14 protein-coding genes are annotated in these 12,550 nt (G+C 38.5%); 6 read left to right on the top strand and 8 right to left on the bottom strand.

Annotated elements, in window-relative coordinates; all coding sequences use genetic code 11:
* Nucleotides 1-108: 108 nt before the first annotated feature.
* Nucleotides 109-1,035, bottom strand: coding sequence for a DNA replication terminus site-binding protein (tus, locus tag AACS90_RS06180; protein WP_099122137.1), 927 nt, complete (start codon nucleotides 1,033-1,035; stop codon nucleotides 109-111).
* Between the two features lie 348 nt (nucleotides 1,036-1,383).
* Here tus and AACS90_RS06175 point away from each other — a divergent pair, with 348 nt between their 5' ends.
* On the top strand, nucleotides 1,384-2,016 hold the full coding sequence (locus AACS90_RS06175; protein WP_099122146.1) for a helix-turn-helix domain-containing protein: 633 nt from the start codon (nucleotides 1,384-1,386) through the stop codon (nucleotides 2,014-2,016).
* A gap of 136 nt (nucleotides 2,017-2,152) precedes the next feature.
* Here AACS90_RS06175 and AACS90_RS06170 read toward each other — a convergent pair whose 3' ends face one another.
* A complete protein-coding gene (locus AACS90_RS06170; RefSeq protein WP_099122136.1) occupies nucleotides 2,153-3,421 on the bottom strand; it encodes an MFS transporter in 1,269 nt (422 codons plus the stop codon).
* A 176-nt stretch (nucleotides 3,422-3,597) separates the two neighbouring features.
* On the opposite strand from AACS90_RS06170, the gene AACS90_RS06165 reads away from it, so the two are divergent.
* From AACS90_RS06165 to bioD, 3 genes are all read left to right on the top strand, one after another.
* Entirely contained in the window at nucleotides 3,598-4,500 is a 903-nt protein-coding gene (locus AACS90_RS06165; RefSeq protein ID WP_099122145.1) for a LysR family transcriptional regulator, read from the top strand.
* 145 nt (nucleotides 4,501-4,645) lie between these two features.
* Complete coding sequence (gene mlc / locus AACS90_RS06160; RefSeq protein WP_099122135.1) at nucleotides 4,646-5,866, top strand: sugar metabolism global transcriptional regulator Mlc; 1,221 nt, start codon at nucleotides 4,646-4,648, stop codon at nucleotides 5,864-5,866.
* Between the two features lie 125 nt (nucleotides 5,867-5,991).
* Nucleotides 5,992-6,543 (top strand): ATP-dependent dethiobiotin synthetase BioD, encoded by a 552-nt coding sequence (gene bioD, locus AACS90_RS06155; RefSeq protein ID WP_099122134.1) that lies wholly within the window; start codon nucleotides 5,992-5,994, stop codon nucleotides 6,541-6,543.
* Between the two features lie 64 nt (nucleotides 6,544-6,607).
* Here the strand turns inward: bioD and AACS90_RS06150 are convergent, their stop codons facing one another.
* The 4 genes from AACS90_RS06150 to AACS90_RS06135 form a co-directional block, all read right to left on the bottom strand.
* The gene (locus AACS90_RS06150; RefSeq protein ID WP_099122133.1) at nucleotides 6,608-6,925 is read right to left on the bottom strand and encodes a DUF1161 domain-containing protein; all 318 of its coding nucleotides are present in this window, start codon (nucleotides 6,923-6,925) and stop codon (nucleotides 6,608-6,610) included.
* Nucleotides 6,926-6,958: 33 nt separating this feature from the next.
* Entirely contained in the window at nucleotides 6,959-7,327 is a 369-nt protein-coding gene (locus AACS90_RS06145) for a DUF1283 family protein (RefSeq protein ID WP_099122132.1), read from the bottom strand.
* Between the two features lie 132 nt (nucleotides 7,328-7,459).
* Entirely contained in the window at nucleotides 7,460-8,206 is a 747-nt protein-coding gene (gene ydfG / locus AACS90_RS06140) for a bifunctional NADP-dependent 3-hydroxy acid dehydrogenase/3-hydroxypropionate dehydrogenase YdfG (protein WP_099122131.1), read from the bottom strand.
* Nucleotides 8,207-8,529: 323 nt separating this feature from the next.
* Nucleotides 8,530-9,423 (bottom strand): hypothetical protein, encoded by an 894-nt coding sequence (locus AACS90_RS06135; protein WP_099122130.1) that lies wholly within the window; start codon nucleotides 9,421-9,423, stop codon nucleotides 8,530-8,532.
* 173 nt (nucleotides 9,424-9,596) lie between these two features.
* On the opposite strand from AACS90_RS06135, the gene AACS90_RS06130 reads away from it, so the two are divergent.
* The gene (locus AACS90_RS06130) at nucleotides 9,597-9,956 is read left to right on the top strand and encodes a glyoxalase/bleomycin resistance/dioxygenase family protein (RefSeq protein ID WP_241538249.1); all 360 of its coding nucleotides are present in this window, start codon (nucleotides 9,597-9,599) and stop codon (nucleotides 9,954-9,956) included.
* A gap of 46 nt (nucleotides 9,957-10,002) precedes the next feature.
* Nucleotides 10,003-10,545: a GrpB family protein gene (locus AACS90_RS06125; RefSeq protein WP_099122129.1), complete on the top strand. Its 543-nt coding sequence runs from the start codon at nucleotides 10,003-10,005 to the stop codon at nucleotides 10,543-10,545.
* Here the strand turns inward: AACS90_RS06125 and cobD are convergent.
* Both cobD and cobA read right to left on the bottom strand, forming a co-directional pair.
* Entirely contained in the window at nucleotides 10,485-11,573 is a 1,089-nt protein-coding gene (gene cobD, locus AACS90_RS06120; RefSeq protein ID WP_099122128.1) for a threonine-phosphate decarboxylase CobD, read from the bottom strand. The genes AACS90_RS06125 and cobD overlap by 61 nt on opposite strands.
* A complete protein-coding gene (cobA, locus tag AACS90_RS06115; protein ID WP_099122127.1) occupies nucleotides 11,570-12,373 on the bottom strand; it encodes a uroporphyrinogen-III C-methyltransferase in 804 nt (267 codons plus the stop codon). Before cobA ends, cobD begins: the two co-directional genes overlap by 4 nt.
* Nucleotides 12,374-12,550 lie beyond the last annotated feature (177 nt).

Below are 12,550 nucleotides of genomic sequence, written 5' to 3'. Positions count from 1 at the left end.
TCACTAGAATGCAAATGTCAGATTGCGATGCGCCTGTTAGGGCGCGGCAGGTAAGAGAGCCTTATAGGCGCATATGAAAAACCCCCGGCTATGCCGGGGGATACTTATTTATATTTCCCGATAAAGATGTAAACGGGGAATTACTAGCTCAAGCGGCTTAGCTTTGGGTTTGTGGCGGTATTTGATTGTATTGGCGTTATAATTTGGTAGTGAACCTACTTTGGGGGTTACGCCACGATCTTTTGTATAAAAAGCGATGATGGGGAGAGAGCAGGCATATTGAACCTGTTTTTGTATTTCTGAATACCAGACTCGTGCGATAGGCTGTACTTTTACTGGTCGTTTAATTTTCAAAACAACATCATCAGGCAACTTCTTAATATCGGTGATTTCCAATGCGACCAATGCAGTCCACTGATCGCTGGAGTAGGGTGGGACTGCACGACCGGAATTATAACTCTTTTCCAGCCTTTCCAGAATTTGTTGTTTTGTTACTTTATTAATGATGTTTTTATTGGCCCAGCCAAAGTTGATAGTATCCGGATCTACGAGTGGGGTAATCGTTCGATAGGCATTTAAGGTAATTAAACCGCGTAAATGATCATGAACGAATTCAAACCGCTGTTCTTTGCTGACGCCTGATTCCTTAGTTACTATATTTTCCAGCTCTGTTTTTAACTCGTTGATTTCATCAATAACACTCATGGCCGCTTTATATTGTTGCTGGCTGACAGAAAAACACAATGCGCCCGGTAATCGGCTTGCGGCTTTGCTGCTGATATTGGGATGATTATGATGTATGAATAACTTCTGATAAAACCGTAAACCTAAGTTAAGGGCGTCTTCACCCTGTAGAGGAGTGACTTCAATTTCAGTAACCTGTTCATGTTCATCGCCTTTTTCAATTTGTGGCAATTGGAATACCCGGGCATCAATAAGGGGATATTTCATCAACAGTTCAGCCAATTCAGCTAATTTTTTTTCCTGTTTTTTAAAGCAAGAAGTAAGTGACTCTATTGAAAGGTATTTATTCATATTCGAATGCTCACACTTGTATTCTAGTGGATTTTCTTAAGTCTAGTTACAACATACTTATTAATTTAGTTACAACATACTTATTAAAATACAAAAAATCCAGTGCAACTATCAATAACAGAAGAAAATAAAGCCAAATAGGGAAGTTTATGGCAAATTATCTTTTAAATTGGCTATTGCTAATTATTTCTACATTATGGTAAAAGCTAAAAATAGATACTTGCTATCAGTGCGCTTACTTCGCTCTTGGGAGAGTTTTTTGAAATCGGTTGGGTAAAGCGCTCTTCATTTTTTAAAGCGTATGAGAAAATTTTATTTTTTATGAACGTTATTCTGGGGTGGTTTGATATGAATAAATTAATTAAGCCAGTGAATTCTTTTAATAAAATTATTGATGCATTATTACCTTCCTCTGAAGAAATTTTATCAGATTTACCAACGCAAGGTTCATTAATTAAAATTGAGAATGAATTTGCCAAGTTCTTTTTATTAGTGCAGGGATATGTGAACATACGCAGAGTAGAAGATAATTTAATTATTTCGACTGTTTTTTCTCCTTATATCTTAGGGTTATCTTTTTATTCTGGTTCAGAAACCTATTATTCTATCGAGCTTGGCCCTGATTGTAAGATATATCAATTACCTCGTATTAGTGCATTGAATGCTATAAAAAAACATGATCTTTACAGAGAGTGGATGAGAGTGATTTCATATAAAATGGCATTCCTATATGCCAGAGATATGAGTATATTCCGTCACGGCGCTAAAGATATAGTATGTAGTCTATTATCTCGTCTTATCACATTACCTAATGAATTCAGAGAAAATATCTCAGCTATTAAATATATAGAACAGCGATGTACACTTTCGCGCAGTTGTATTCAGCGCATATTAGCTTCTCTGAAAAAAAGTAAAAATATTGAGATTATTGATGGTTATTTAGTAAAGGTTATTTTTTTGCCAACAGAATCATATTATTAATAATCATATCTATCTTTTTTAAGTCACTTTTTTATTGTCTGCACTCAACAATAATCGTTTTTATAACATATGATTATCTATATTTTTCTGGATCTTGAGAGGGTTCTGCCTTTCAAGATCCACTGGATATATTTTATTATGCTGCTAGTTTATTGAGCTTCATACCTATATAAAAAGCTATAATTGTTAATAATGAAATAAAAATAGCAACACCGTTCCATTGATAGTAAAACCAAAATACTCCACCTAATGTTCCTGATATACTCGAACCCGCATAATAACAGAACAGATAAAGTGATGAAGCCTGTGCTTTGGCTCGTTTAGTTCTTGCGCCTATCCATCCACTGGCTACGGTATGAGCGGCAAAGAAGCCCATTGTCAAAATTGTCATACCGAGGAACAAAGCCCAGAGAGACGAAAAAACCATGATTAAATTACCAATCAGCATCATACTGATCGCAATGAGTAACACCTTTCCTCGTCCATGCTTATTCAATAATGAGCCGGCTTTTGTTGCACTGTAAACACCTGTCAGATAAACAACAGATAATAATCCCACTACTGTCTGGCTCAAATGATAGGGAGCATCTAATAACCGATAGCCAATATAGTTAAACATTGTGATAAAGCTTCCCATCAATAAGAAAGCTTCGGCGAATAAAAGGGGCAATCCTTGATCGCGGAAATGTAATTTCAGATTAATAAATAATGTCTTAGGCTTGAGAGAACTGGATTTAAAATGTTGGGAGGAAGGAAGCATCACCCAAAATACGATAGCGGCAATAAGTGAAAATGAACCTAATAAAATGACGGCAAGATGCCAGGAATAATAATCTGTCATTACACCGGTTACTAATCGTCCGCTCATTCCACCAAACGAATTTCCACTGATATACAGTCCAATCGATAAGGCTGCACAACTCGGATGAATTTCTTCACTGAGATAAGTCATTGCAACGGCTGCTACGCCGCTTAAAGACAAACCTACCAAAGCCCGGATAATTAAAAAACCATACCAGCTGGTAGTCATGCTGCTTAAAAGTGTAAGTAAGGAAGCGAAAATCAGAGAAATAGCTATCACATTTTTACGACCAATTGCATCAGACAGAGGGCCAGTGATCAATAATCCCAGTGATAACATGCCAGTAGATAATGAGAGAGCTAAGCTGCTGTTAGCCGGTGAAACTGAAAACTCTTTCGATAATATAGGTAATATAGGCTGGATGAAGTAAAGCAGGGCAAAAGTTGCTAACCCGACCGCAAAAAATGACAAAGTAACACGTAGGTAGGCAGGGTCGCTGCTCTGTATATAACCACTATGTTCCCTATAACGAACTTCTTTTTCAGTATCTCGTGTAACATCAGCACCTACTGAATCTCTACTGATATCAGAGATTGTACCCATTCTACTTCCTTAAAATCCCTTCATTCAGGATTTATACTAAGAGGCTAAAAAAACGTTAATGTTTTGTTTCATAAAAAGGTTCCGGAACAAGAGTAGGAAGTTGTCAATATTTTGTCTAATATATTAATAATAATAAATGATATTTTAAACATATCAATTGACGGAAGATGATGAATATTAATATAGAATTAAGGCACTTACGTTATTTTATTGCGGTTGCAGAAGAACTGCATTTTGGGCGCGCAGCAGAGCGACTGAACATTTCACAGCCTCCATTAAGCCAGCAAATCCAGTCTCTTGAAACAAATATTAAAGCTAAATTGCTGGCACGTAATAATCGTACAGTTACCCTTACACCAGCTGGTCATATGTTCCTCAAAGAGGCCTATCAGATATTATCTCAGGTTGATGCTGCGGCAACTAAAGCAGCCAGAATGCAGCAGGGTGAATTAGGCGAAATATCAATCGGTTTCACATCTACCACACCTTTTATGCATAAAGTGGCGCTTAGCTTACGTCAGTTTCGGGAACGTTACCCTGATGTATCGGTTCACATGCATCAGATGAACACCAAAACTCAGATTGCTCCATTGCAGACTGGTCGGATTGATATCGGGATCATGCGCAATACGTTATTACCTGATAATTTGCAGCACCGGCTATTGTTTCGTGAGCGTTTTATGCTCGCTGTGTACGATGGCCACCCTCTACTGGAGTGTGTAAACGAAGGGATCACAATAAAAATGTTATCTGAATACCCTTTGGTTTTTTTTGAGCGGGATGTGGGAACGGCTCTATATGATGAAATTATTGCTTTGTTTATCAGTGCCGGAGTATCTCCGATGATTTCACAGGAAGCAGGCGAAGCGATGACTATACTTGGCCTTGTTGCCGCTGGTTTGGGAGTTAGTATTGTTACGGAATCATTTATACGGATGAAAATCGATGGGGTGCAATATATTCCGTTAGCTCATACGTCGGTTCACTCTGAAGTTTGGCTGGTTAACCATAAAAAACGGCAGAACAATCCGGCAGTAGAGCGGTTAACTGAACTATTGCTCTCAAATATCTACAGTTGACAGAGAGTAGTTAAACAAACGTAACAATCACGAGAAATTCGTGTGAAAGATCACATTTTTGTTCTAAACGGATATCTTCAAATTTAAACAACGACATAATCATTACTAATTATTTAGAGGTGTAAATTAAATAGCGGGAGGCTCAGTGAGTATAGACGTACAACCAAGCCATGTTGACCAAATCAAACAGATTAATCTTGGTCTGGTTTACGGTCTGATAGATCAATATGGGCCTATTTCACGTATTGCACTTTCTAAAAAATCTCAGTTAGCACCTGCCAGTATTACAAAAATTACCCGAGAACTGTTCGATGCTCACTTAGTGAAAGAAGTTGAATTTCCTGATCTAGGGTTTCGTGGGCGTCCGGCAATCGGGTTAAAAACCGACAGTAAAGGGTGGCAATTCTTATGTATACGGATTGATAAAGATAGCACTGTATTTGGGCTAAGGGATTTGGGCAATAATCTTATTGTTGAAGAAGAGTTATTCTTATCTGCTTCTGAAAACCAGTCTTTTCTGAATTGCCTTGCTGAGCTGATCGATAATTTTTTTTTCCGGCATCAATCCCACCTCGAGCGTTTAACGGCTATCAGTGTGACCACAAACGGGATTATTGACCCGATTAATGGAGTTATTCATAACTCGCCGCATTACAGTATTCAGAACCTTCCTATTAGCACATTTTTATACCGACGTATCGGCGTGCCGGTTTTTTTGCAGCATGGCATTACCGCATGGACAATAGCTGAATCTTTATATGGTGCAGGGAAGGGTTGCCAGAACATTATTCAGGTTGTTATTGATGATAACGTTGGTGTTGGCATTATGATCGCCGGGAAAATGCTCCATGCGGGAAATCAGAGTGTTGTTGAGATTGGGCATACTCAGGTCGAACCTGATGGTGAGCGTTGCTATTGTGGCAATACGGGCTGTCTGGAAACTGTTGTCGGTATTAAAAATATTTTGCTGAAAGCTCGAGAATTAGCCAGCCAATACCCTAGTTCATTAATATCTCCGGCAACACCTCTGACAGTGGAATTGCTTTGTCTGGCTGCTAATCAGGGTGATCTTCTGGCAACAGAGATTATCCGGGGTGTAGGGGAAAGAATAGGGCAAATCATGGCGATTATGGTCAATATCTTCAATCCAGATAAGATATTGATTGGTTCACCGCTAAACGAGGCGAAACATATGCTTTATCCTGTTATTCAACAGAAAATAACGCAGCTTTCACTCCCCGGATACAGTCAAAGAGTCAATATAGCAGCGACCGCATTTGCCAATTCAGGAACCTTACCAGCCGCATCATTGATCAAGCAATCCTTGTACAGTGGGCATTTACTGCTCGAAATTATGCAGGGATAGCACACATCAGGCAAAACATTGAGCTAACGCAATCCCTATCTCAAACATATCACCTAAACTTCAACTCAGTTCTCTAGTTACAGCAAAGAGTAACCAGTCTAATCGGTTATTACGGAAATAATTTTATGTTAACGCGCTTATTTGTTACAGGCACGGATACCAATATCGGTAAAACGGTTGTTACCCGCGCATTACTGCAGTTCTTTAATCATGAAAAGGAAATTGCTGTAGGGTATGAACCTATAACAGGGGAAGGAACTTCAGTTGATTTTGCTCAAATGACTGATTGTCTTAATAAGCTGAGTCATAAGGCAGATCGTGTGATTGTTGACGGAAATGGTGGCTGGCGGGCGTTATTACAAGATAATTCTTTCTATTCTGACTGGGTTGTGAAAGAAAAACTACCCGTAATTTTAGTTGTAGGTATTCAAACCGGGTGTGTTAATCATGCTATTTTGACTGCACAATCCATTATCAGTGATGGTGTGCCATTGCTTGGTTGGATAGCCAATCGCATTAATCCCGGTTTAGCACATTACGCTGAAGTACTGGAAAGGTTACGTTGTCACATACCAGCACCTCAACTGGGTGAAATTCCTTATCTATTAAGGCCAGAAGAGCGGGAATTATCTCATTATCTGGATAGCACTGTTATATCGGCATTTGATCATCTGTGAATACAAGAAGGGAGTGCCACTGTGTTCACTCCCTTCTTGTGAAGTAATTACTTGTGGCGATAGATTAGTGAGTGGACTGGCTTTCGTCATTAGTGTGAAGAAGTCGGGTATAAATAATTTTCTGTTTGCCACGGTTACAGCTTCCAACGACTTTCTCATCACTGTTAACCACTTGATCATTATCGATAACTTCAAGCTTAAAGTTTGCTTGTTTAACACCGTTGTTAATAATTTTCTGCGCTATTTGCTCTTTTAGAACATCACATGTCACAACTTTGTTTGTCACTACATTGGATTGCGGATTTTGATCTTGTGATGCCTGCGTTACAAAAGATGTAGCAGCAGTCATTAAAATAGCCCCGGTTAGTAAGAACTTTCTCACCTTATCTCCTTATTTTATTGGTATGGGTATAGCCTATTCAGGATTAATAGGGCGACCTGTATTCACATCCAGACAGCGCTTTGTTTTTGGTTCCCAATAAGCATTCAGGTTGAAGTTTTTCAAACAAGCATCCTCATTGTCAACGTCATTCTCATATTCTTCAAATCTCTTTTCTTTGCGTTTATTAATTTTATTACGCAAATCACGTTGTGAGTTCCACTCTTCTCTATCCTGTCTGGCGGTCTCTCTGGTCATAGAGTTCTCACCACCACCATTAATAATGACGCAGTTATCTGATGTACAAGGATTAGATCTGGATAGCGCAGGAGTCTGCCAAAATAGCAGTAAAAGAAGGGCAATAGCAGGGAAGTACTTGGCTATTAAGGGATTATGAATATTCATGCTTTAACCTCTCTCACAAAGTATTCATGAATGATACCCGAAATAATTGAAACCTGTTTTAAAGAGTCGCCTTATTATTTCGGGTATAAAATAACACCTATACCATTACCCATTGGTCAACAGATTAAATTTTTAAGCTCTGTGTATACTCAGGCCTGCAAATGTCTGGCAAACAGGCATCATTTCTAATGTATTGATATTGACGCGACCCGGCAGGTTAGCAACCCAGAATACAGCTTCTGCAATATCATCTGCAGTCAGTGCATCTGCGCCTTCATAGGTTTTATTCACTTTTTCACCATCACCTTTAAAGCGAACCTGAGAAAACTCCGTTCCTCCGACCAAACCCGGCTCAATATCTGTAACCCGAATTTTCTTCCCTTGTAAATCAGCACGAAGACCCAGACTGAACTGTTTTACAAATGCTTTAGTAGCACCGTAAACGTTACCGCCCGCATATGGCCAGCTTGCTGCGACTGAACCAATATTAATAATATGACCGTGATTCATTTTTACCATGTTAGGTAATAAGGCGCGGGTCATATTCACTAAGCCTTTTGTATTGGTATCAATCATAGTTTCCCAATCATCAGGGTTAGCCTGATGAGCGGGCTCTAGCCCTAATGCAAGACCGGCATTATTCACGAGAATATCGATATTACGTAAGTTATCGGGCAAATCCTGCATAACTTTCTCTATTGCAGCACGATCCCTCACATCCAGTTGTACAGGATAAAAATTTTCACCTAATTCTTCCCTTAACTTATCCAGACGTTCTTTGCGACGCCCGGTCGCAATAACGATGGAACCGTTTTCAATAAATTTTCGGGCAATCACTTCACCAAAGCCAGCTGTTGCTCCAGTCACAAAAACAATCATAGCCGTCCCCTTTTACCGATGATTAACTAATTTTCCTATTTAACTATTAATTAGAGAAAGTTATTTATCTTTAGTCAAGAAAGAATTTAATAAGCTCTTTAGTTGTGATGACAAAATGAAGGGTATTCAGAGCTCATCGATTAATGTAACCATATGATATTAATTTGATTTTTTTGGTTTTTTATCTTCGTAAAACAATGGGGAGTATTTCGATAATTAACCATAATGAGTTATTTTATGGATTACAGAAAATCATGGGAATACAATATTAATTCCCTGCCACTTGCAGCAGGGATACTGGACCTTAATTTTAATGGCTTGAACTATTTAATGAATACACCAAAACGTTGGAACTGATTGATTTCGGAAACGAACTTATCAAAATATTTATGTTCTTCCACCGTATCTTTTGGGGAATAGTTTCGGTATGTTTCAGACAAATCCGTGTATGCCTGATTGATTTTTTCTCTGAAGTTATCGTAAATATCTGGATTATCAGAAGACTTAATCTGATTTAATAATGAAACCAATTTTTCTGCCTCTTTTTGTACATCTGCATGTTTAAATTTCGGCTCAGGAAGAGTGTAATCAAGTACTGTATTCACAGTATCGTTGTTTTCATCAGCTTTGGTATCAGGAGTGAACTTTTCATCGTATTCTGTTAAAAAGTATTGCAATAACTCTGGTTTATCAAAACATTTTGAGGTTATTTTCCCCTGTGATTTTTTATCATAAATATTAATTTCTTCTGGGAATGGTTTGCCTAAAGGAAATTGGCAGTTAAAGACATTGCCATCAATAACTGCTGCGTTACTACTTCTTAATGGCATTTCAAGCTCATGCCCGTTAATAGTAACCTCATATTCTGCTGGCATGAAACGGTCTGCCTGCCCCTTTAACGCATATACTTCTGATAAGGTGTAATACATATAATTGTTCGGATTGAGGATACCGCCATTATTGTGTTCCAGTACCATAAAGGTAGATTTATTACCTTTATTATCATCAAGATAATGTACTCCTGGTGACAGTTTTACACTTCCGTTGATCCCCGGTTCAATAGTGTAATCCTTATCGTCAATTTTAAATGTGATAGGGCTGTTTGTCGGGTTGCTGTAATAGAATTTGTTCTTATTGCTGTCAGGATCTAAGGCATCACAGGCTGCAAGGAGTAATACTGCGCTACTTAATACACCAACTTTTAAAAATGTTTTCATAGTTTATCGTCCATAACAAAAAAGTGTTCAAATTATTCATACACCATAAAGTTTTTGCAAATGTTTTGTTTTTAAAAAAAGACAGATAAAGTGATCAGAATTTTTAACTGAGTATGATGTTACGTTGAGTACGGTTTTAATTATCTGATAATTTTATCAAGGAGAGCATATTCATGATAAAACCAGCTACGCTTCTGATCCCTGTACCTGATGTTAGTCAGGGTTTGGAATGGTATAAACAGGCATTTCCAGAAGCAGAAAGTATTTATTTGGAGAGGTTTAACTTTACTATATTAAAAATAAAAAATTTTATTCTGGAAATAGTCCAGGCCGATGAAAAGGTTTATGCTGGAAAAAATGGTACTGTTCTGTATTGGTCAGTCCCTTGTCTTAAATCAGCTATTCATAACTTCGAAGAAATAGGTGCGAAACTATATAGGGGACCGATGAAAATTGAAAATAATTTAGGAATGTGTCAATTAGAAGATCCGTTCGGAAATCTGATAGGATTGCGTGGTAAATTCTTACTATAAATGTATTCTTATTACTCAATAATACCTTTGTACTGATGAGATACATATGCGTAAAAGAATACTTGAAGTCGTTGATTGCAATCCTCAGTGGCCCGTTCTGTATCAAAAAGAAGCTGATTTGTTAATTAGCATACTGAATAAAAATATATCTAAGATTCATCATATAGGTAGTACTAGTGTTGAACATCTTGCTGCAAAACCAATTATCGATATTTTAGTTGAAGTGAATGATATTAACTTACTGGACAGTTGTTCAGATATTATGTTTCTTCATGGTTATAAAGCAAAAGGGGAAAATGGTATCGCAGGAAGGCGATATTTCCAGAAAGGGGGCAATAACCGGACTCACCACATACATGCTTTTGAAGTCGGCAATCCACGTATTGTAGATCATTTGGCTTTTCGTGATTATTTAAAGAAACACTCTAATATTGCGAAAAAATATGGGGAGCTTAAAAAACAAATAGTTAAAGTCTGCAATAATGATAGTGATAAATATTGCCGTAGCAAAGCGGACTTTATCACTTATCACCTGATTGAGGCGCTCCGTGAAGAAAAGATTTGCTCCATGGCGGTAATTAAGCGCTGATTTTCCCACTCACTGCGTACGGCTATTCGATAGTAACGGTTATCTAGTCCAGCATAATTTTTACAATGACGGATTAGCAACTGATGTTTCAGTAAGGCATGCCACAGATCAATCTCAGGTCGCTCACAGCGAAAAAATAAAAAATTGGCTGATGGCGGCCAGACTGTCAGTTCAGAAAAGGCTGAAAGCTGGTTCCATAAATAATATCGCTGTGATTTCAGCCACTGATGTGTCGCAGCAATATAGTCATGCTCATCAAATAAAATTTCACCGACTTTTGCGGCAAAGGCGTTAATTGACCACGGCTCACGTCTGTTTTTCATCTCTGCAATAACGGTTGTATTTCCGCTGATTAAATAACCTAAACGTAGGCCGGGAATAGCAAAAAATTTTGTCATTGAACGCAATATATAGAGATGTTTTGTGGCCGAAATTTGTGGGATCAATCCTCGATTATCAGGTAAAAAATCAATAAAGGATTCATCGACAATCAGTGAAATTCCGTTTTTCTCGCAATATTCCACCAGCGCCTGTATAACTTGATTATCCGGCATTAACCCCGTGGGGTTATTGGGCGTGGCAATAAACAAACAATCGGGTTTAATTACAGCAAGCATATCCAGTAGACGCAAATCAGGCTGAAATCCGGTTTCTTCTGTTAATGGATAATCGATGATTTTTGTTCCGATTTGCTGCAAAGCCCGTCGATATTCGGCAAACCCCGGTGTAAGAAGTAAAGCGAGTCTGGGATTAAGATAACGGACAATGGCATAAATCAGCTCTGTTGCACCGTTGCCTGCAATAACCTTTGCCTCATCGCATTTATGCGCTTTTGCTATTGCCTGATGTAAATAGCGATATTCCACATCGGGATATTTCTCAATATCGGTCAGGCTATTCTTTATCAACGTATTAACGCTTTCCGGCGGGCCTAGCGGATTAATATTTGCACTAAAATCAATGAGTGCATCGGCTGAAAGACCATATTGCTGAGAAATGCCGATAATATTGCCGCCATGTTCACTCATGGTATTACTCCGTCAATAGAATCTTCCAGTGCAGGGCAAAGCGAAGAAAGATTCAGATAAGAGGGAGAGAAGGCCAGCATTTCACTTAAATTAACCACATCACCGATCACAATCAGAGCAGGAGCATGAAGTTCCTTTTCTTCTGCCTTTGCCGCCAGTGTTTCCAGTGTGCCGATAACGCTTTCCTGTTTCGGATGGCTGGCATACATAACCACTGCCGCTGGCGTTGTCGCGGGTTTACCATGCTGAACTAATTGCTGACAGATATCTGTCAGGCGGGTCATTCCCATCAAAATGATCAGAGTGCCTTCCAGCTGAGCAAGTATTTTCCAGTTTTGTTGTTTGTCTTCCTGAGAGGTGTGCCCGGTCACTATATGAAAACCGGATGCGTAATTACGGTGAGTGACCGGGATCCCTGCATAGGCTAATCCGCCAATTGAGGAACTGATCCCCGGAACAATTTCAAATTTAATACCATGTTGTGCCAGAATTTCTGCTTCTTCTCCTCCACGACCGAAAACATAAGGATCGCCGCCTTTTAAGCGCACGACTCGTTTTCCGTCCAGAGCATGTTGTACCAGAATTTCGTTAATCGCCTCCTGTGGAATAGGGTGATAATCATGTTCTTTACCAACATTAATAATTTCGCAGTAATCGGGTATTTGAGCAATAAGTTCAGGATTAACGAGACGATCATGAACAATGACATCCGCAGATTGAATGCAATGTAATCCCTTGACCGTAATTAAACCCACATCGCCGGGACCTGCACCGACTAACCATACACATCCTTTATTCATGATATGACCTCTATGGATGTAAAATATAATGGAATTATATTTTTCTTTATCTCAGGGTTTTTACTATACACAATATAAATATGTTGATAATTATTACTGAAACGCTGAACAACTGAAATTGATTCAAATCAACTTTTGTATTTTTTGATAATGAATATTTTTCAGATTAGATGTTAT

Origin of the sequence: Xenorhabdus sp. KK7.4 (assembly GCF_963876465.1) — a bacterium.
GTDB classification, from domain to species: Bacteria; Pseudomonadota; Gammaproteobacteria; order Enterobacterales; family Enterobacteriaceae; genus Xenorhabdus; species Xenorhabdus stockiae.
The sequence above is the reverse complement of the archived record's forward strand: the minus strand, read 5'-3'. Positions and strand labels throughout refer to the sequence as shown.